Genomic DNA, 19,554 nt, shown 5'->3' on the forward strand with positions numbered 1-19,554 from the left:
ATATTATTTCTCCTGATTCTTTTTCATTGCATTAAAATACGCTCCTCGGCTAAGCGGTTCGTATTCTTCTGTCTCACCAAGCATCACCAGTTTATCATTATCGGTTTTTCTGAAACTGTAATTGGCAAGATTTCCTGTCCTGGTACAAACTGCATGAACCTTGGTTACATACTCTGCTGTAGCCATAAGTCCCGGCATTGGTCCGAATGGGTTTCCTTTAAAATCCATATCCAGACCGGCAACAATAACACGGATTCCCTGATTCGCAAGGTCATTACAGACAGTTATGATTTCATCATCAAAAAACTGGGCTTCATCAATTCCGATTACATCACATCCCTGAGCTAAAATCGCAATATTAGCAGCAGCGGGAACGGGTGTTGAGCGAATTTCGTTGGAATCATGAGATACCACCATTTCGTCATGATATCGGGTATCGATAGCAGGTTTAAAGATTTCAACTCTTTGTTTGGCAAACTGGGCGCGCTTGAGCCTGCGGATTAACTCCTCGGTTTTACCCGAAAACATTGATCCACAAATAACTTCAATCCATCCAAATTGTTCTTTGTGATTTACTGTATTTTCGAGAAACATTTTGTATTTTTCTACCTTTAAAAATGAATAGTTTTTATTACTTTGTACTGGTAATAAACTGATGTGAAAAATTGTTCTTTTACACTTTTTCAAAAGTAGAGAATTTTTATCAAATTGAAGATTCGCTCACGTTTATTAACAGAAAATAAATATCAGTCGAATTTCTTTCGCGAATCAAAAAAACATTCAAAATATACTAAAATACCCTATTCACTATAATTTCAATAGTTATGAAAAAAAAACTGGAAGCCGATTTAATCAGCATTGCACATCGAATTTTAAAACTTAAAAATAAATCCGATATCAATCAATTGTATCTGGAAACACAGAAATTATACGAAAAATTAGCGGTTTTAAAATTTGTAGACGAAAATTTTGACGATATAAAACCCACTATCGGATACAGCGAAATAGAATCTCAGATTGCAACTATTTTTGACAAAGATGAAAATCTTCCTGCAGAAATTAACGCTGAAGAAACAGTTCCGGCTGTTGTTGAAGAAACTGTAACTGAAGCAGAAGTTATTTCCGAACCTGAAATTATTGAAGCAACTCCGATTGAAGTCGTTGCTGAAGTTCCAAAAGTTACTGCGCAAAAAGAAACAATAGTCGATATTCCCGTAGAAGTGGTCGAGAAGATTGCTGCAAAAATTGAAGAACCTGTTGCTGAAAACAAAAAAGAAACAGAACCTGTTGAAGAATTCTCTTTTAAAACAGTAAGCGATTTAAAACCAATTCCGGATTTTAAACCTGCTTTTGAATTAGAAAAAGAAGAAATTAAAGCAGAAGAACCCAAAGTAGTAACTCCTGCAAAATCAGATGCTGTTTCTATTTCTCTTGAGGACATTTTAGGTGTTAATTATGCTGAAGCACAATTCGTAAAGCTAGATGATGTTAAAGATATTGCTTCTGCTCCTACAGCCTCAATAAGTGAATTTCAGGAGAAGCAGGCGCCTGTTCAGGCTGCAATTGCAGAACCTGTAAAACCTAAAACTGTTCCGTTAAACGAAAAACTGGCAAAAGGTTTCCATATTGATCTGAATGATCGTATAGCCTTTACCAAAAATCTTTTCGGAAACAGTACTGAAGATTACAGCCGCGTTTTAAATCAGCTATTGACATTCGACAATTTTAGTGAAGCAAAAGAATTCATTGATACCATGGTAAAACCAGATTATAATGACTGGCAGGGTAAAGAAGATTATGAAGAGCGTTTTCTGGGAATTATCGAGAAAAAATTCTCATAAGCTTTTTTCATTTCACATTTCACAAAGAAACTATGTCTAAATTATATATCGTTCCAACGCCAATCGGCAATCTTGAGGACATGACTTTCAGAGCCATCCGGATTCTGAAAGAAGTCGATCTGATTTTGGCCGAAGACACCAGAACGAGCGGTAAACTCCTGAAGCATTTTGAAATTGGCACGCACATGCACAGCCATCACATGCACAACGAGCATAAAACAACCGAAAATTTAATTGCCCGCCTGAAAGCCGGTGAGACCATCGCTTTAATTTCAGATGCAGGAACTCCGGCGATTTCAGATCCCGGATTTTTATTGACCCGTGCCTGTGTCGAAAATAAAATTGAGGTAGAATGTCTTCCAGGCGCAACGGCTTTTGTTCCCGCTTTAGTAAACAGCGGACTTCCAAACGACAAATTTGTTTTTGAAGGTTTCCTCCCGGAGAAAAAAGGACGTCAGACGCGATTTTTGGCTTTGGCCGAAGAAACCCGGACGATGATTTTGTATGTTTCACCACATAAACTGGTCAAAACTTTAAGTGAGTTTATTCAGTATTTTGGGGAAGACCGGCAAGTTTGCGTTTCTCGTGAATTATCAAAACTGCACGAGGAAAACGTACGCGGAACTGCCAAAGAAGTTTTAGCGCATTTTGAAAAAACAGCTCCGAGAGGAGAAATCGTTGTGGTTGTTGCTGGGAAAGTATTTGAAAAAGAAGCAAAGAAAAGTAAATATTCAAAAAACGAAGAGGAATAAATATTTTTAACCAAAAATTAGAAAAATTAAATAAAGAAGAGCCGCCACGACCCGAACTATAGCGCACAGGCGAAGTAATTTCACAAATTAGCACGAATTAATTAGTGAAATTCGTGGCAAAAAAACATCAAATAATATATCATGAGCATTCAAGCCTTTTTAGAAAAAGTAAAACAAACTCCAACACAAGTAACATTTCCTGAAACTATTGCAGTAATTGAAGAAAACTACAACTTTACTCCAACTGCTTTTCAAAACGGAACACAACATAATGCTGCAGGAGAAAATTCAGGTTCCTGTAAATTATTTTCTTTCGCAAAATTGCAGAATTTAAGTAAAGAAGAAACATTAGCCTGTTTTGGCGCTTTTTATTTTGAAGAAGTTTTAGGCGATCCAAACGGAACAAACCACCAAAACATTAGAAACTTCATCAACTTAGGCTGGGACGGCATTCAGTTTGAAGGAAATGCTTTAGAAGCAAAATAATTTTAGATTTTAGAATTCCACATTCTGAAATAATTAAAATTCTGAAAAAGCCAAACACAAAATATTCAACCACAAATTAAACGTTTTTAGTCCCGATAGCCATCGGGACTAAAATCTAAAATCAACAATCTACAATCAATAATGCGCTGGACCTTAAAACAAAAACCTTCTGAAGAAAAAATCAAACATTTGGCACAAGCCTTAAATGTAGAAGATTTTGTAGCCACGTTATTGATTCAGCGTGGAATTGAAACTTTTGAAGATGCTAAGAATTTCTTTCGCCCTTCATTAGAACATCTTCATGATCCGTTTCTAATGAAAGATATGGATAAAGCCGTTGCACGAATCGAATCGGCAATTGAAAATCAGGAAAACATTCTGGTTTTCGGTGATTATGATGTTGACGGAACAACTGCTGTTTCTTTGGTTTCTTCGTATTTAAAATCCCATTACCCAAATATTGCGACTTACATTCCGGACCGTTACGACGAAGGTTACGGAATCTCGTATAAAGGAATTGACTTTGCAGACGATAACGGATTTTCTTTAATTATTGCTTTAGACTGTGGAATAAAATCAATCGATCATATCGCCTACGCGAAAGCCAAAAACATCGATTTCATAGTTTGCGATCACCACCGTCCAGGCGAATTTCTCCCGGATGCCGTTGCCGTTTTAGATCCGAAAAGAGAAGACTGCTCTTACCCTTACGATGAATTGTGCGGCTGTGGCGTTGGTTTTAAACTGATTCAGGCCTTAGGCCAAAACCGAAATGAAACGATAGAAGATCTGGTTCCGTATCTGGATTTAGTTGCCACTGCAATTGCCGCAGATATCGTTCCGATTACGGGCGAAAACCGTGTTCTGGCTTATTTTGGTTTAAAGGTAATCAACAGCGAACCAAGACCCGGAATTAAAGCCCTCGTTCATCAGGTAAAAAAGAAAGTGCTTGATATTACCGATGTTGTTTTTATCATTTCGCCAAGAATTAATGCCGCAGGAAGAATCAAACACGGTAATCATGCTGTGGAATTGTTAACCGAATTTGATTTTGAACAGGCTCAGCAATTTGCATCCGAAATTGAGCAATACAACGCAGACCGAAAAGATTTAGATAAAAAAATCACCAAAGAAGCTTTTCAGCAAATTATAGAAAACAACGAAGAAGAAAGATTTTCAACGGTTGTTTTTCAGGAAGACTGGCACAAAGGCGTTATAGGAATTGTAGCTTCAAGATTAATTGAAACTTATTATCGCCCGACCTTGGTTTTCACTAAAAGCGGAGATAAATATGCTGCCTCGGCAAGATCTGTAAAAGGATTTGATGTCTATAATGCATTAGATAACTGTTCAGAGCATCTCGAGCAATTTGGAGGTCATATGTACGCAGCCGGAATGACTTTAAAGGCTGAAAATTATCTTGCTTTCAAAGCCGCTTTTGAGAAATGCGTCGAAGAAACTATTCATCCCGATATGCGGACTCCGGAAATCGAAATTGATGCCGAGATTAATTTCGCAGATATTACTCCAAAATTAATCCGGATTCTAAAACAATTTGAACCTTTTGGCCCACAAAATATGACACCTGTATTTATGACACGAAATGCAAAAGATACAGGATATGCCAAAACTCTTGGTTCAGAAGAAGAGCATTTAAGGCTTTTTGCAAAACAAAATAACTCTGATGGAATAGCCGCGATTGGTTTTGGACTCGGAAAAAAAATAAATATTGTACAAAATCAAAATCCGTTTCAACTGGCATACTGCATTGCTGAAAATGAATGGAACGGAAACATCTCAACTCAGCTGATGCTAAAAGATATTAGAACAAATGAAAAATAAGGAAAATAAAAACGACCCTTATCAGGCCCTGCGCTATAGAGAATTTAATGTGTTTTTACTATTACGTTTTGCCATGGTTTTTGCCTGGTCGATGCAATTTATTGTAATTGAATGGGAAGTGTACAGTTTGACAAAAGATCCACTCTCCTTAGGTTTTATTGGTTTGATGGAAATTATTCCTGCCGTTTCAATGGCTTTGTTTGCAGGCCATATTGTCGATCAGAGAGAAAAGAAAGGATTATTGGTAAAATGTATTTTAGGGTTTTCAGTAATTAGTTTTGGGCTTTTCTTATTAACCTGGCCAAAAGTTGTTGGAGATTGGTCTAAAGATTACATTTTATATTCCATTTATGCTCTTGTCTTCGTGGGCGGAATTGTTCGTTCTTTTATGGGACCAACTATTTTCTCTCTTTTATCATTGATTATTCCTAAAAAAGCATATCCAAATGCGGCAACCTGGAGCAGTACAGTTTGGCAGATTGGAGCCGTTATGGGCCCTGCATTGGCAGGGTTTTCAATTAACTGGATTGGCGTTCACTGGTCTATGTGTCTGGTATTCGGATTTTCTATTCTTTCCTTAATTGCCTTATCGCAAATCAGTCAAAAACCAATCTTAAATCCGAAAATTGGAGAATCTATAAAAGACAGTCTCACTGAAGGTTTGACTTTTGTATTCAAAAACCAGATTGTTTTAGGTGCGTTGTCGCTTGATATGATTGCGGTACTTTTTGGAGGAGCCGTGGCATTATTGCCTGTTTTTGCTCAGGATATTTTAAAAGTGGGTTCTGAAGGTTTTGGTATCTTAAGAGCCGCTCCTGCAGTAGGATCTTTCATTACAGTACTCGTTTCTGCTTATGTACCTTTAAATAAAAATGCAGGAAAGAAACTTTTAGCAGCCATATTTGTTTTTGGATTGTCAATCATTTTATTTGGCCTTTCAACTTATTTCTGGCTTTCTGTTTTCGCTTTATTTTTGAGTGGTCTTGCCGACGGAATTTCGGTTGTTATTCGTCAGACGATTTTACAGCTTAAAACGCCGGATCATATGCGTGGTCGTGTTGGTGCTGTAAATTCAATTTTTGTTGGATCTTCTAATGAATTGGGTGCTTTTGAAAGCGGCGCGACTGCCAAATTAATGGGAACGGTAACTTCAGTTGTTTTTGGTGGAAGTGTAACGCTTTTAACGGTTATTGTAACCGCACTTAAATCACCAACATTTAGAAATTTGGATCTAAACAGAGATATGGAAGATCATAATAAACTGTAGTAATCAAATTCATTTACATTACCTATTTAATTCACAATACAACAATTCCTACAAAAAGTTAAAAATTGGATAAAATAGAATTCAATTTTAATCTTATTTCATTTCTTTATTAAAAAAAGCAAATGAAATATCTTACAACCCTATTTTCCATTCTTTTTACATTTATCATATCTGCTCAAGAATCGATAATTTCAGGCAAACTAAAAAATGCTCAAAACAACGAAGAACTCGTTTATGTAAATATAGGAATCGTGAATAAAAATGCTGGAACAGTTTCAAACGAAAAAGGAATTTTCAAATTAAAACTCAATGAAAAAGTAGCCCCAAATGATACTGTTGTATTTTCTCATATTGGTTTTGAAACGAAAAAATTATTGGTTAGTCAACTGAAATCTGATCATAATACTATTGAGATGAAACCTTCTGAAAATACATTAAAAGAAGTTGTCGTAGTTTTTAAAAAACCTAAGCCCAAACAATTTGGCAGAAGTGCAAAAGGTCTAAGTCTTATGCATTTTAATTTTTTTACAGTTCATGACAAAACTGCCGATGATTATTTGAGTCGTGAAAGAGGAATGGAATTTCAAATCAAAAAAGATTGTAAAGTCAATGATTTCAATTTCAATATTACTTCTAACGAATTTAAATCGGTTAAATTCAGATTGAATTTTTATAAAATTGAAAATGGCCTGCCTTCTAAAATAGTAATAGAAAAAGACATTATTTTTGAAGTAAAGGACAAAAAAACCGGATTATTTTCAGTTGACCTAAAACCTTACGATATTTATCTGTATAAAGAAATGGGGGATATTGCGGTCACTATTCAATGGCTTCAAAGTATAAAAGCCAACGAAAAAAGCAAATTTTTCTCTATTTCTACCGCTAAGTCTCTCAGTGAAAATAGTTTTTACAGAGAAAGAAATATGGCCAATTGGAGCAAAACCGGACAAAGCCTGACATTCTACCTCAACACCATGTGCCAGTAAACTGAAAATTTTATTTTTTATTATTGTTTTTTATTTAGAACTAATATAAATAATATTTATATTTGTTGAAATAAAGGATTTTATAATGAAAGATATTGAACAGATATACTACAACAACTTTGGAGTATCTTTTTACTGGAAAAAGGAAAACAAAACAATTTTAGATAAAGTACAATTGGTTTTCAGGGAAACCGGATTTTATCTTTCTATTGCCGAATTGAATCAGTTTTGTGATTTGATTGAGGATAGCCTTATAGAAAATACTTGTTGCGAATCCTGCCAGCTAAAAAACAGCTGCCATAAATTTTTACTCAAAACACCTTTATCTCAAGTTGATTTAGCCGTTTCTATGAAGGAAATAAAATCAATAAAAGATTTGATTGAAGGAACATTATTCCGGTTGGATCTGGATGAATATGTTTATGGGGCTGGTAGAAATTAATTATTTCTCAAACTTTTTAAGTTCAAAACTTTCTCCATCAAAAACACCGTACGTAAAATAACCAATCCAGTCACCCAGATTTACATATTGTGAATCTTCTCCCACCGGAATAATCATTGGCAGGTGGCGATGTCCGAAAATGAAATAATTGTAATGTTTGGTTTCAAGTTTACGTTTAGCATACAAAACCAGCCATTCGTTTTCTTCGCCCAAAAATTTCACATCATCATCACCGGAAATCAGTTTATTCTTTACTGATAAGTATTGCGCTAAACTTACACCAACATCAGGATGAAGCCAGCGAAAAAGCCATTTTGAAAAAGGATTTGTAAACACCTTTTTCATTCTTTTATATCCTTTGTCTCCGGGACCTTTTCCGTCCCCGTGACCAATGAGAAATGTCTTTCCACTAAAGGTAAATTCTTTATTGTCATGATAAACCGGGATATTCAATTCGGTTTCAAAATAATCATGCATCCACAAATCATGGTTTCCGACAAAGAAAAAAATTGGGATTCCGCTATCTCGAAGTTCTGCAAGTTTTCCCAGAATACGAACAAAACCTTTTGGCACAACCGTTTTATATTCGAACCAAAAATCGAATAGATCACCTAATAAAAAAATGGCTTCGGCATCTTCTTTTACCTCGTCAAGCCATGCCACAAATTTCTTTTCACGAGGCAGACTCAATTCGGGAGTTGGAGCTCCAAAATGCTGATCAGAAGCAAAATATATTTTTTTCATTTATTGTGTATTGTGAAATATGATTGTGAGATGTAAAATGTAAATGTTTGCTTTATATTGCTTTTCACATTTTACTGAGAACATTTTACTTTTTTACAAATTATCAGACGCAAACCATTCTGCAAATGAAGAGTCGGTTTCCTGAAGTTTTAGTGAAAAAAGTGAAATTCCGGCAGGTAAGCGCGATATGATTCTTTTAGCAAAATCAATTACCATATTTTCGCTGGTTGGCTGGTAATCTACTAAAATTACGTGATGACCACGATTTTTCAGTTCGTTTGCCAATTCGATATGCGGGGTCGTTTCGTTAAATACAGTTGCATGGTCAAACTGGTCGACGATTTCTTCTTTTACAATTTTCTTTAGATCCGAAAAATCAATCACCATTCCGAATTTTACATTGGATCGGTCCGTAATTGGCGAACCAATAACCGTTACCGATAATTTGTAACTGTGTCCGTGAACGTTTTTGCATTTTCCGTCGTAGCCGTACAAAGCGTGTCCGGTTTCGAAACTAAATTGTTTTGTAATTCTGATATTACTCATCGGTTGTTTTTTTCTGCAAATTTAGGAAATAGATGTGAGAAATGGTCTTTTAATAGAAAAAGGTCTTGAATTACGGTTTGTAGCCCTAATCGCAGCGACATCCTTTTGTGGCGGGGTTCGCCACAAAAGATATAGCGGAGAGCAGGAATCAGCTCCTTAAAAAACTACTTCTTAAACTCTAATAAAGCTTTTTTAGTAAAATCAGACAAAACGAGTTTTCCTGTAATTTTAGCACGTTCAATAAGTATAGATTCCCATTGTTCTGTACCTTCCCATATAATTTTCTTCATTTCAAATAAAGCTTCGGGATTGTATGAACTGAGTTTTTGAGCAAAATTTTGAACCTCTGCATCAAGTAAATCTGCGTTGTGAAGTCCTGAATAAAGTCCGTTTTGCAAGGCCCATCTTGCGGATTTCCATTCGTGCGCTGCCAAAGTCATTTGGGTCATCGCCATTTTACCAATTTTACGCGAAACGGCAGGCTCGATTACAAACGGTCCGATACCGATAGCAAGTTCCGAAAGTTTTACAGCACTTTCCGGCGTTGCCAGAACATAATCACAGGCAGCAATAATACCTACGCCTCCTCCAACGGCTTTGCCTTGTACCCGTCCAACAATCAATTTAGTGCAATTACGCATGGCATTTAACAGATGAGCAAAACCGGAGAAAAATTCGGTTCCCTGTTCTTCATTTTGTACCGCCAGAAGCTCATCAAATGAAGCTCCGGAACAAAATACTTTTGACCCTTCGCTTTGCAAAATAATAACTGAAATACTTTCATTTCGGCTCAATAAATTGATTTCGGCTGTCAGTCGATCTAACAATTCGCGTGGAAAAGAATTACTTGCGGGGTGACCAAACTGAATAGTCGCCACTGTATTTTGAAAGGAAGTTTCTAAGCTTCCGTTTGAATTTTCAGAACTCATAAAATTAGTTTTAATAGTAAAGTTACGTTTTTGAAAAATATTTTACCAGAAAGTATCTTAAATTTGTTTTTTGTAAATTAATTGACTTTATTTGCTCTCGCTATGGGGGGATTAGCTCATTTGGCTAGAGCGCTACGCTGGCAGCGTAGAGGTGATCGGTTCGAATCCGATATTCTCCACAAACTACAAACCCTTGTAAAATCAAATTTGCAAGGGTTTATTTTTTACTTCTCATTAACTGTATCTTCAAAATCCGGTTCGTCTTCTTCAGATTTCTTAAAATCATTGTTTAGAAACTCCGTTAATTTCTTTTTCTCCTTTTGATTTTTTTTAATCATAACCAAAATCAACACAATTAGCACTATAGCCACAACTCCAATTACTATCCAATTGATTTCCATAACTTTAATTTTAACCTAAAAATAAAGCTTTTAAAATTTTAGCGCATTATCTAAAGGTTAAACCTCATCATTATGTTAAACTCCTCTGAGCTTCTTTTATATCCGGGCTATTATATTTAAATTGCTGTCAGGGAAAAATTCTCCGCTTATAATAAAATCAATCGTCATGGATTCTGATAAATTTATTTTCTGTCTGGAAGGTGTTTCAGATATAGAAAACGATACCGTTACCGAAGTAGTTAAAAGCTTAGAAAAATTAGCCTTTAATCAGGGAATTTCAAGTATTCATAAAACCTGTGACACGATTGAAGGACTCGAAGAAAGCCTCAATACTTTGCTCTATGACGATCATAATTTCAAGGATTACGAAATCATCTATCTGGTCATGAAAGGCGAAGCCAACAACATTTGCCTCAATAACTACTATTACAGCCTGGAAGAAATCGCCGAAATCTTTGAAGGAAAAATGAAAGGTAAAATTCTGCATTTTGCCAATTCAAAAATACTGGATCTCAACGAAGAGGAAGCGCAGTATTTCCTGGACATCACCGGTGCAAGAGCCATTTCAGGCTACGGAACTTTTTCGAATAAATTTACCAGTACCGGCTCTGTTGATAAGGCTTTTTTCAAATTATGCCAGAAAGAAGATGATCTCATTGAAATCGTAGAAACCCTCTACGAGAAGCATTATGACCTTTGTAAACTTCTTGATTTCAGGTTGTATTATTAGTTTTTTTTAGGGAGCAGATATTTTGTTTTCAAACAGAACTTTTGTCCCGCTATTCGTTTCAATCTTTTATGCCGAACTCCGGCACAAAAGGATTTTCACTGCTATCGGGGCTAGGTTAGAACTTTAATTTTTCAAGAAATTAAAAAGCCCTCAATTACGAGAGCTTTCCAATTATATTATTTCAAATTAAATTTACGCTTGATCATCAGTTGCTGCATCAGGGGCGTTAGTTTTTACAGAAGCTATTCCGTTGTCTCTTGCTGATGCACTTTCGTACATTTCACTTGCTCCAATACTTTGCCCATTTGATGCTTTCAAATTAAAATAAGGTTTCCCGTTTGAAGATTCTTTTTTATCATACTTAGAATCATCCTGAGAATTCGTTTTTACAGATTCTATTCCGTTCAAACAAGCTGCTTTGCTTGAGTATCCTTCGCTTGTCAAAATAGTCTGACCGTTGCCCGCCTTTAAATTAAATTGAAATTCTCCATTGGCTCTTTTGGTAATTACAAATTTTCCCATGATCTTTTGCGTTAAGTTAGAGGTTAGAAATCATTTTTTATACTGCGTCATATAAAATTACAAAACTTAGAAATACAATTTTATGGTTAACCGTAAATTATCTCTTTAATAAACTATTTCAGTAAGAATCCTAAACGAATCGAACCGTAAAAATATCCCGTATTGGTATTATTAACAGGATCTTTTAATTCTCTTCCTCGATACAGGAATGAATACGATATATTAAAATTATTGTAACGATATTTTAAACCCGCCTCCGCATTAAACCGCAGGGGTTCCAGATCAAAAGTCAGCGGACTTGTATCATTAAACATACTACCCTGAATCGTCGCATCATAAAACTGGTAATTCACGCTTGGCATTGCATAAAAGTAAAACTCCCGAATAATATACTGAGACTCTAAACTAACAGAGGCATCGTGCAGATTTGAATCGTAAACCGGCAGCAGCTTTTTAAAACCAAAACGGGCTAAAAAACCTGTAGAAACTCCTGTGAATATAGTTCCAAAATTTGCTTCCGACTGAAAATGGAAATCTGTAAAATCGTGATGCTTTTTGGGAAAAAGTTTTTTTGAGTACAAAACATGTGCCTGCAGTGCTAACGCATTATGCAGCTGATTTTCCCAGCCATACACTTTTTTATATCCAATTATTTTATGAAAACTTTCCTGCATTTCTTCACCAAAAGCATTAGGCCCCATGAAACCAATCTGAAAATCAGTTTTAAAAACCGATTCGCTTTGGTAGAAAAAACTGCGTCCTGCCTCTGCAAAAAGATAACCTGTAAACGGACGATCGTTTATCGTAACAGCTTCTTCGTTTATAAACCTCGGATTGTAAATATATTGTCCAACCCTGAATTCGGTAATTTTTTTATTAATTTTTGCATTGTTATTTTTTGACAAAAACCGGTAAAAAATTTCCAGTCCGTTGGTATAATACATGTCATTTTTAAATGAAGTATACAAATCATTATCAGTTATAAAACCTATTTCTTTAGATCTTCCCTGTCCAAAAGTCAATACAGAAATCAACAGAAACAATGCAAGAAAGATGTTTCTATTTTCCATCATAATTTATTTTACCAACAGCACGCATTTCACGAACGATTCTTTCTTTTCTTCTGTTGATATAACTTGAAGATCCTGTTGCTTTAAACTTACGTGGATTTGGTAAAATGGCTGCAATTCCGGCAGCCTGCATTGGCGTTAAACTAGAAGCATCACGTCTATACCAATACTCTGTTGCTGCATAAGCACCGTAAACGCCATCTCCCATTTCGATACTATTCAGGTAAACTTCCATGATACGTTCTTTACCCCAGATAATTTCGATCAGAACTGTAAAATAGGCTTCGAGACCTTTACGGAAATAACTTTTTCCCTGCCAGAGAAAAACGTTTTTGGCTGTTTGCTGCGAAATCGTACTTCCCCCACGGATCCTGCGCCCGCGTTCATTGCTTTTATATGCCTTTTGAAGCGCTTTAAAATCAAAACCGTTGTGATACAAGAAAGTTCCGTCTTCACTGGCAATAACCGCTTTTTGAAGATTTTTGGAAATCTTTTCTATAGGTTCCCAGTTATGGTCGAAATACACTTCTTTATCAGACATTTTATTCTCTATTACACGTATCACCATAAGTGGTGTAAAAAACACCGGAACGTATTTTAAAATTACAACCCATACAATAGAAATTCCGAAAAACCATAAAGCAGCTTTGATGAAAAACCATTTTATTTTTTGCCCCCAAGAACGGTTTGATTTCTTAGAAGCAGGTTTAGATTTACCTGCGGTTGGTTTCTTGGGTGTTGGTTTTTTGGCTGCCATTATGTTGAATACTATTTATTAATTGCACCATCGAAACTAGAGCTTACAATTATTTTTTTATCACTTTAAAAATTTCTTTCTTTTCTTCACTTTTTAAAACAATCAAATATAAACCAGCTGAAAATCGTTTAAAATCGACTGATATTTTTAAATCTGAATATTTATTCTCAAAAAGTAATTGTCCGTTTACATCATAAACTTCTAAATTCGAAATTATTGAATTACTTTCTATATTTAAAATATTTTCTAATGGATTTGGATAATATTTAAAATCTGTCATTTTATTTTCATCTATCGATAAACTTTCGACAGTTTTAGCAAAGCTAAGATTGTCTAAATATGCATTATCTCCTAAATAAGATTTTCCAATATGCTGTAACGAAATTCTAATTTCTGAACCTACATAAGCAGTTAAGTCAAACATATATTTTTCAAAATTGTCTCCAATGTTTTTTACAGGTTTTAGTATTGTACCTAAAACGTTTCCGTTTACAACAACCCTAAACATCGATTCCGTATTACTGTTAACAAAAGTCTGTTTCAAATCAAAACTCATAAATAAAGAAGTTGCGTTTTTGGCATCTACTTTTGCATTTACTTTTGTAATACTTCTTTGATTTAATTCCCAAACCGAATTTGAATTTTCTGTTATTTTTCCGGAAACAGAGTTATTAGAAGCAGTTACCCACTCATCAGAACCACTATTCCCTTTCATCACAACAATTTTATTATTGATGGATTGACTATCAGATTCAACACTAATATAAGAATCTCTAGTTTCTTCTAAAACAATATCATCTGAAACTTCATTTTGGAAATCATAAAAAGTTGATTTTTTACTTCCATCCACAGCCATTTTATACCCTTCTTTTAATTCAAATTTATCTGCTAATAAATTAGGAGAGCCCGAGTGTGAAAAATCCATTAAAAAGCTATAATCACCAGAAATCATAGGGGTAAAATAATAATAAAGATCGGTATAATTATATTCTGTAAGTCTTCCTGAACCCGATGGGGAAATATTTGTCTCCATATTGTAGTCATTCTGTCCTCTTCCAACAGACAGGCCAACTCCTTGTGTCCTGTACTCGTATCCATTTCTGGCTTTTAAACTAAACTTGTATGTTGTGCCGGCAGTCAGAAAAAACATTGGCGTCATCAATTCTGTGCGATGACTCCCTCTTATATACAGATAACTTGTATCATCATATCCGGTACGTATATAATCTGGACCAAAACGATAAAAATTATCTGAAACAGGAGTCTTTTCTAATATCAGATCTCCATACAAGAGCTTAAAGCAGTCTGGCAACACATTTGCCCCATAATTTTCTAAATTACTAAAGTTTTCCATCCACGGCAAAGATTTACCTTTGCAGGTAGTTTCAATTTTCTTTGGCCCCACGACAATCGAATTTCCAGAATCACAAACTGTTTTTAGATAAAACTGATAGGAAGTTCCTTCTTCTAAATGAGAAATCTTAATTTCATTTGTATTGGCAACAGCAATTTTACCTGTTCCCGGAACAAAACCTGTCAGTCCATATTCTATCTCGACCTTTTCTGAAGTTTGATTTTTAGACGTCCAGTTTATTTGCAGTGATTCACTATTTATATTTGAAAAGACAACATCTACAGGATCCTTGCATGACAAAGTGTGATCGTAATAAATATCGTCGATTAAAACTCGATTGGTTGCTTGAAATTCTAAATTCTCGGCAACAAATCTAAAAGCGATTTGTTTATTAGCTCCTTTGTATTCAGAAAAGTCAACATTTATTTCTTTTCCGTACACAGGAAGATTTCTCAATTCTTCTAATGAAATATATTGATAAGGTTCAAAAGTACTTATGTCAATTGGATTCTTAATAGTTCCAATAATCAAGTTACCAAATTTCAAATCGGCATTAGTTATTTGCTGATTAAGCCAAAATTTAATTTTTTTATTTTGATCAAAATCATCTAAATAGGGAGATACCAAAAGTGCAGTATCTTCATTGTTTTGGAGATAAAAGACATGTGGTGCACTGGTTATATTTGGTAAGTTATATTCGTAGATCTGAGTATCAATAAAACTATTTTTAGTCCAGCAAAAATCAGGAATTTCATTATAAGGCAGATATTGATCAAAATTCTCAATAAACGGTGCTTTTTCTGTACATCCAATTTTAAAGGTATAACGATCAGACCATTCACTTACAATTGTTTTTTCGCAATATGCACGCACACGATAGTCATAGATTCCTTGCGCTAAACCTGTCAAATTATAAGGGTTAGTATTCACATTGACAATAGTTCCCTGACCATCTGCAAAACCTTTTGGTCCATATTCTATATCCCAGCTTTCTGATATTTTTTTTGTATTATTATCTCTCCAATCCAAAGAAGCGCTATCAGAGCCTGATTGTCTGGCACCTAATAGCCCGGATTTTGGACATTCATTTTGAACATATTCAAAATCATCAATATAAAAGTAATCCAATCGCTGATTTTTGGAACTATGTTTGAAACCAACAAACTTATCTGTTCCGTAGTAATCTGAAAACTCTACTTCATATTTGATCCATTTATCATTATTTTCGACAGGAACAGTTAAAATTTTATAGGTCGTAAACGTATTATAATCTCTAGAATCAGCTAACGTACCGATAGTTACTTCTATTGGATTTTTTGAAATTCCTGCTCTGGTTTTTAACCAAAAAACAATTTTTTTATAGTGATCAAGATCTTTCAGCCTTGGAGAAACCAATACAACACGATCAGCATCTTCGCCTTTACCAGCCGGAAAAGGATCATCTGATTGGTTTGCTACACAAACAGATTTTGTACCACTGTGTGTTAAAGTCCCCGCATTTCCTATTATATCAGAAATGTAACGATTTTTATTATACCATCTTTGATTAAAGTACGGCACTATTCTTGTCCAGCATCCTGTCTTTTCAAAAGAAGAATTTTCAAAACCTTCAGTGTATCCAGCCGTGAAGCCTTCACAATTTGTTCTAAAGTATCCCCTATCTGACCATGGGCTGTAATTACTCCCACATTTAGAACGCACATAAAAGTCATAATCAGTTCCCCCTAATATCGATTCAGTAATCTTAAAAGGATAACTCACAGCAGTGACAATAGTTCCTTTTCCATGTTCAAAACCTTTTGGTCCATATTCGATCTGCCATTCTGAGGCTGTTTTGTAATTATCCCATTTTACTATTGCAAAATCATATCCAAAATCAACTGTCGCTGGGTTTAGTGGTTCATTACAAGAAGGTGCTTTCTCATATATAAAATCATCAATATTAAATTGTGATTTGCCTTCATTATTATACCTAATTGCAATGTAATGATGATTATTGCTTTTTATATAATTATCTAAATAAACGGTATGCTCTTTCCATTCTGAAGATTTGTTATCATTTTGAAGTTCATTCATTTCTGAAGGTAAAATCGACTTTAAAGCTACAAATGTTGAGGCATCTTTAGGGTCAGACATTGTCCCAATTGTAAGACTTGTACGATTATATGTTTCCTCACTACTATAAGTTATCAAACTAAATTTTATTCTTTTATCAGCGTCTAAGTCTCCAATATATGGCGTTATAAGATAAGCTTTGTCTACATTTAAAGTCCCTACAAAATTCGACATTCTAATACTTGCCTCACCTGTTTTCGCTATAAGTTTTGGTGTTTCTCCCAGATTTTCCATACTAGATCTTACTAAGCAATTATTTTCAATTGTACTCCAGCAAGGATCAACATATTTTGTACCTTCAAACGAGGTGCTGTAATATCCAGAAATTACAGTACAAGGGGTTTTAAAACTAATCGTTTTTGTCCAGTTAGAATATAAATCATCAATACAATGAGCCCTTACTTTAATTTCGTAGTCTGTATTCCCAATTAAATTTGTTAAAGTGTAAGGACTGCCCTGCATCTTTATAATTTCGGTCGTACGACGGACAACATTAGTTAAGCTAACTTCATAATCATTTTGGTTTTGAGAACCAAAATTTATCTGAACCGAATTCTGTTTTAAATTTGTAAGCGAAAAATTAGTCAGATCATAACAATTAGCAGCTGTTTCGTAGCTAAAATCATCAATATTTACATACTCATTGGCACTATAATATTTCTTTTTAAATAAAAATACAATATATTGGTCACCGCCCTTATAATTATTGAAGTATACCGTTTTCTGCTGCCAGCCATACCCTTGTGTATTTTCTACACTTGAAAGCAAATGAAAAGTACTTAAATCATTTGGGTTTGTCATTGTTCCGACGAGCAATTCACTATTAGGTCCATAGCCATAGGTCCAAAATTTTATTTTTCGATCGGTTGCCAAATCATTAAATTTGGGAGATACTAAAGCTATTTCAGAACCATCCGCATAATTATAATTTGTCATATTCATTGAAAATCCTGGTTTATTATTCTCACTATGATTGTTTTGGGTCTCATAGATCCCTGCAGTACTCGAAGAATTTTTATAAATTAACCCCCTCCATTCTAATTTTGTTTCACTTTGAGTATCAAAATTCGTAGTATATCCTACCGAAAAAACTTTATCACTTGTTGGGAAAATTGTTTTTGCCGAAGACCAGCCTGTCCACACAAGATTATTATTAGTCAAGTATCTTTGTCTAACTCTAAAATCATAACCAGACAAAGGGTTTACCTTAAATCGATAAAAGTGTATTCCTGAAACAGTTGTAAGGATACCTTGTCCGGATTTAAAGCCAATTGGACCATATTCAAATTGCCATTCATAAGTTGACATGTAATCATAATCATTAAATTTGACCTCGACATCTCCTGTGTAAGAAACGGTAACATTAAAATTAGATTCTTCAAATTTGTTTTCGGCAATTGTGTTTGCCCGTAAAAAAAGTAGGTTAAAAATCGAAAAAAGAACAACAAGTCTAGTTTTTTGCATGTTTTGGATTGTTTTTAGATTACTAGTCTGGTTAAATTGTTGCTATATTAAATCTGCTAATTCTGTTCCTATTAAACTTCCTATTGCTACTCCCATTCCGCCTAAACGCACTCCACAAAACACGTTATCAGACAGTTGCGACACAACAGGTTTTTTACTGTTTCCGACTCCCATAATACCGCTCCAGCGATGGGCGATCTGAAAATTCTGATTTGGTAAAATTACATTTTTCAGCAAATGTTCCAATTTATTTTGCACAATTTTGGTTTGACCGAATTCGGTAGTATTTTCTGTTTCAAAATCCAGGTTTCTTCCTCCGCCAAGCAAAATTCTGTCGCCAATATTCCTGAAATAATAATACCCGCGATCCAGATGAAAAGTTCCCCTAATATCTAACCCCGGAATAGGCTCCGTAATTACAACCTGAGCCCGGGCAGGCTGTACAGCACCATTGGTTAATGTACTTGAAAAACCGTTCGTTGCAAAAAGTAATTTTTTAGTATTAAAACTAAAATCATTCAACACTACTTCGACATGGCTGCCGGCATCACTAAAAGAAGTTACAATTTGCTGGTTCAGAATTAAAATATTGGCAGCAACAGCTTGTTTCAGTAATTCCTGCATCATATTTCCGGTATCAATCTGCGCTTCAAACGGATTAAAAATCAAATACTCCTGAATATTTTCAAACCCGAAACGGTCAATCTCTTTTGTAAAAACATCTGCTTTAAAAAGCGGTTTCAAAACTTCATTTATAAAAGGAATTTTAGAAATACATTCATTAAACCCAAATTCATCTTCTTTTAAAAACAATTCATAACCACCATGAGGCCTGAAATCTATGGCATTATCTCCTAGCCTTTTTCGAAGCAATTGTAATCCCTGCCAGCGTTTTTCTATTAGCTGAACTACATCTTCTTCTGTATGGGTTTTCAAGTCTTCCATTATTTCAGAAATACTTCCAAAACAGGCAAAACCCGCATTTTTGGTACTGGCTCCCTGAGGCAGTATTCCTTTTTCTAATACCAGAATTTTTGCATCCGGAAATCTTTCGCGCAGGCGTAATGCTGCATGAAGTCCTACAATCCCACTCCCAACTATGGTATTGTCTACATTTGTAAACCAGTTTTTTAGTTCCCAATAACTAAGCTCCATCTCTGCATTTTATTAAATTCCAATATCTTAAATTCCAAATCCCAATCTTGGGGTAAATTACAATTTTTTAAATTCCAAATTCCAATCTTTAGACAAAATTCCAAAAACTTAATCTCCAGAGTTTCGTATCACTAAGAGGAATTAAAACCTT

Annotated in this window: 18 protein-coding genes and 1 tRNA gene; 9 read left to right on the plus strand and 10 right to left on the minus strand. The window is 34.9% G+C overall.

Annotated features, from left to right (window positions below; translation table 11 throughout):
• Positions 1 to 3 precede the first annotated feature (3 nt).
• Positions 4 to 594 (minus strand): thymidine kinase, encoded by a 591-nt coding sequence (locus tag GXM16_RS15195; RefSeq protein WP_163395517.1) that lies wholly within the window; start codon positions 592 to 594, stop codon positions 4 to 6.
• A 230-nt stretch (positions 595 to 824) separates the two neighbouring features.
• Here GXM16_RS15195 and GXM16_RS15200 point away from each other — a divergent pair, with 230 nt between their 5' ends.
• The 7 genes from GXM16_RS15200 to GXM16_RS15230 all read left to right on the plus strand — a co-directional run bounded on the left by GXM16_RS15200 (position 825) and on the right by GXM16_RS15230 (position 7,616).
• Positions 825 to 1,841 (plus strand): hypothetical protein, encoded by a 1,017-nt coding sequence (locus GXM16_RS15200; protein WP_163395341.1) that lies wholly within the window; start codon positions 825 to 827, stop codon positions 1,839 to 1,841.
• Positions 1,842 to 1,873: 32 nt separating this feature from the next.
• Positions 1,874 to 2,593, plus strand: a complete 720-nt coding sequence (rsmI, locus tag GXM16_RS15205; RefSeq protein WP_163395342.1) for a 16S rRNA (cytidine(1402)-2'-O)-methyltransferase — start codon at positions 1,874 to 1,876, stop codon at positions 2,591 to 2,593.
• A 141-nt stretch (positions 2,594 to 2,734) separates the two neighbouring features.
• Positions 2,735 to 3,079, plus strand: a complete 345-nt coding sequence (locus tag GXM16_RS15210) for a HopJ type III effector protein (RefSeq protein WP_163395343.1) — start codon at positions 2,735 to 2,737, stop codon at positions 3,077 to 3,079.
• A 141-nt stretch (positions 3,080 to 3,220) separates the two neighbouring features.
• On the plus strand, positions 3,221 to 4,921 hold the full coding sequence (recJ, locus tag GXM16_RS15215; RefSeq protein ID WP_163395344.1) for a single-stranded-DNA-specific exonuclease RecJ: 1,701 nt from the start codon (positions 3,221 to 3,223) through the stop codon (positions 4,919 to 4,921).
• Positions 4,911 to 6,188 carry an MFS transporter gene (locus GXM16_RS15220; protein ID WP_163395345.1) on the plus strand — a complete coding sequence of 426 codons (1,278 nt, stop codon included), beginning with the start codon at positions 4,911 to 4,913 and terminating at the stop codon, positions 6,186 to 6,188. The genes recJ and GXM16_RS15220 overlap by 11 nt, the downstream gene beginning before the upstream one ends.
• Before the next feature lie 122 nt (positions 6,189 to 6,310).
• Positions 6,311 to 7,174, plus strand: a complete 864-nt coding sequence (locus tag GXM16_RS15225; RefSeq protein WP_163395346.1) for a carboxypeptidase-like regulatory domain-containing protein — start codon at positions 6,311 to 6,313, stop codon at positions 7,172 to 7,174.
• Positions 7,175 to 7,259: 85 nt separating this feature from the next.
• Positions 7,260 to 7,616, plus strand: a complete 357-nt coding sequence (locus tag GXM16_RS15230) for a hypothetical protein (RefSeq protein WP_163395347.1) — start codon at positions 7,260 to 7,262, stop codon at positions 7,614 to 7,616.
• Here GXM16_RS15230 and GXM16_RS15235 read toward each other — a convergent pair whose 3' ends face one another.
• The 3 genes from GXM16_RS15235 to GXM16_RS15245 all read right to left on the minus strand — a co-directional run bounded on the left by GXM16_RS15235 (position 7,617) and on the right by GXM16_RS15245 (position 9,835).
• Positions 7,617 to 8,360, minus strand: coding sequence for a UDP-2,3-diacylglucosamine diphosphatase (locus tag GXM16_RS15235; RefSeq protein ID WP_163395348.1), 744 nt, complete (start codon positions 8,358 to 8,360; stop codon positions 7,617 to 7,619).
• Positions 8,361 to 8,453: 93 nt separating this feature from the next.
• Positions 8,454 to 8,906, minus strand: coding sequence for a 6-pyruvoyl trahydropterin synthase family protein (locus tag GXM16_RS15240; RefSeq protein WP_163395349.1), 453 nt, complete (start codon positions 8,904 to 8,906; stop codon positions 8,454 to 8,456).
• A gap of 164 nt (positions 8,907 to 9,070) precedes the next feature.
• Complete coding sequence (locus GXM16_RS15245) at positions 9,071 to 9,835, minus strand: enoyl-CoA hydratase/isomerase family protein (protein WP_163395350.1); 765 nt, start codon at positions 9,833 to 9,835, stop codon at positions 9,071 to 9,073.
• A gap of 105 nt (positions 9,836 to 9,940) precedes the next feature.
• Between GXM16_RS15245 and GXM16_RS15250 the strand changes: the two genes are divergently transcribed.
• Positions 9,941 to 10,014 (plus strand) — tRNA-Ala (locus tag GXM16_RS15250).
• Positions 10,015 to 10,059: 45 nt separating this feature from the next.
• On the opposite strand, the gene GXM16_RS22685 is transcribed toward GXM16_RS15250, so the two are convergent.
• Positions 10,060 to 10,236: a hypothetical protein gene (locus tag GXM16_RS22685; protein ID WP_167519873.1), complete on the minus strand. Its 177-nt coding sequence runs from the start codon at positions 10,234 to 10,236 to the stop codon at positions 10,060 to 10,062.
• 166 nt (positions 10,237 to 10,402) lie between these two features.
• Between GXM16_RS22685 and GXM16_RS15255 the strand changes: the two genes are divergently transcribed.
• Positions 10,403 to 10,966 carry a DUF6642 family protein gene (locus GXM16_RS15255; RefSeq protein ID WP_163395351.1) on the plus strand — a complete coding sequence of 188 codons (564 nt, stop codon included), beginning with the start codon at positions 10,403 to 10,405 and terminating at the stop codon, positions 10,964 to 10,966.
• A 192-nt stretch (positions 10,967 to 11,158) separates the two neighbouring features.
• Here the strand turns inward: GXM16_RS15255 and GXM16_RS15260 are convergent, their stop codons facing one another.
• The 5 genes from GXM16_RS15260 to GXM16_RS15280 all read right to left on the minus strand — a co-directional run bounded on the left by GXM16_RS15260 (position 11,159) and on the right by GXM16_RS15280 (position 19,403).
• A complete protein-coding gene (locus GXM16_RS15260) occupies positions 11,159 to 11,488 on the minus strand; it encodes a YegP family protein (RefSeq protein WP_163395352.1) in 330 nt (109 codons plus the stop codon).
• A gap of 113 nt (positions 11,489 to 11,601) precedes the next feature.
• Complete coding sequence (locus GXM16_RS15265; RefSeq protein WP_163395353.1) at positions 11,602 to 12,558, minus strand: lipid A deacylase LpxR family protein; 957 nt, start codon at positions 12,556 to 12,558, stop codon at positions 11,602 to 11,604.
• Positions 12,548 to 13,315 (minus strand): monofunctional biosynthetic peptidoglycan transglycosylase, encoded by a 768-nt coding sequence (gene mtgA, locus GXM16_RS15270; protein ID WP_167519874.1) that lies wholly within the window; start codon positions 13,313 to 13,315, stop codon positions 12,548 to 12,550. The genes GXM16_RS15265 and mtgA overlap by 11 nt, the downstream gene beginning before the upstream one ends.
• Positions 13,316 to 13,364: 49 nt before the next feature.
• The gene (locus GXM16_RS15275) at positions 13,365 to 18,248 is read right to left on the minus strand and encodes a T9SS-dependent choice-of-anchor J family protein (RefSeq protein ID WP_163395354.1); all 4,884 of its coding nucleotides are present in this window, start codon (positions 18,246 to 18,248) and stop codon (positions 13,365 to 13,367) included.
• Positions 18,249 to 18,290: 42 nt separating this feature from the next.
• Positions 18,291 to 19,403, minus strand: a complete 1,113-nt coding sequence (locus GXM16_RS15280; RefSeq protein WP_163395355.1) for an NAD(P)/FAD-dependent oxidoreductase — start codon at positions 19,401 to 19,403, stop codon at positions 18,291 to 18,293.
• Positions 19,404 to 19,554 lie beyond the last annotated feature (151 nt).

Source organism: Flavobacterium limi (genome assembly GCF_010645075.1).
Taxonomy (GTDB): domain Bacteria; phylum Bacteroidota; class Bacteroidia; order Flavobacteriales; family Flavobacteriaceae; genus Flavobacterium; species Flavobacterium limi.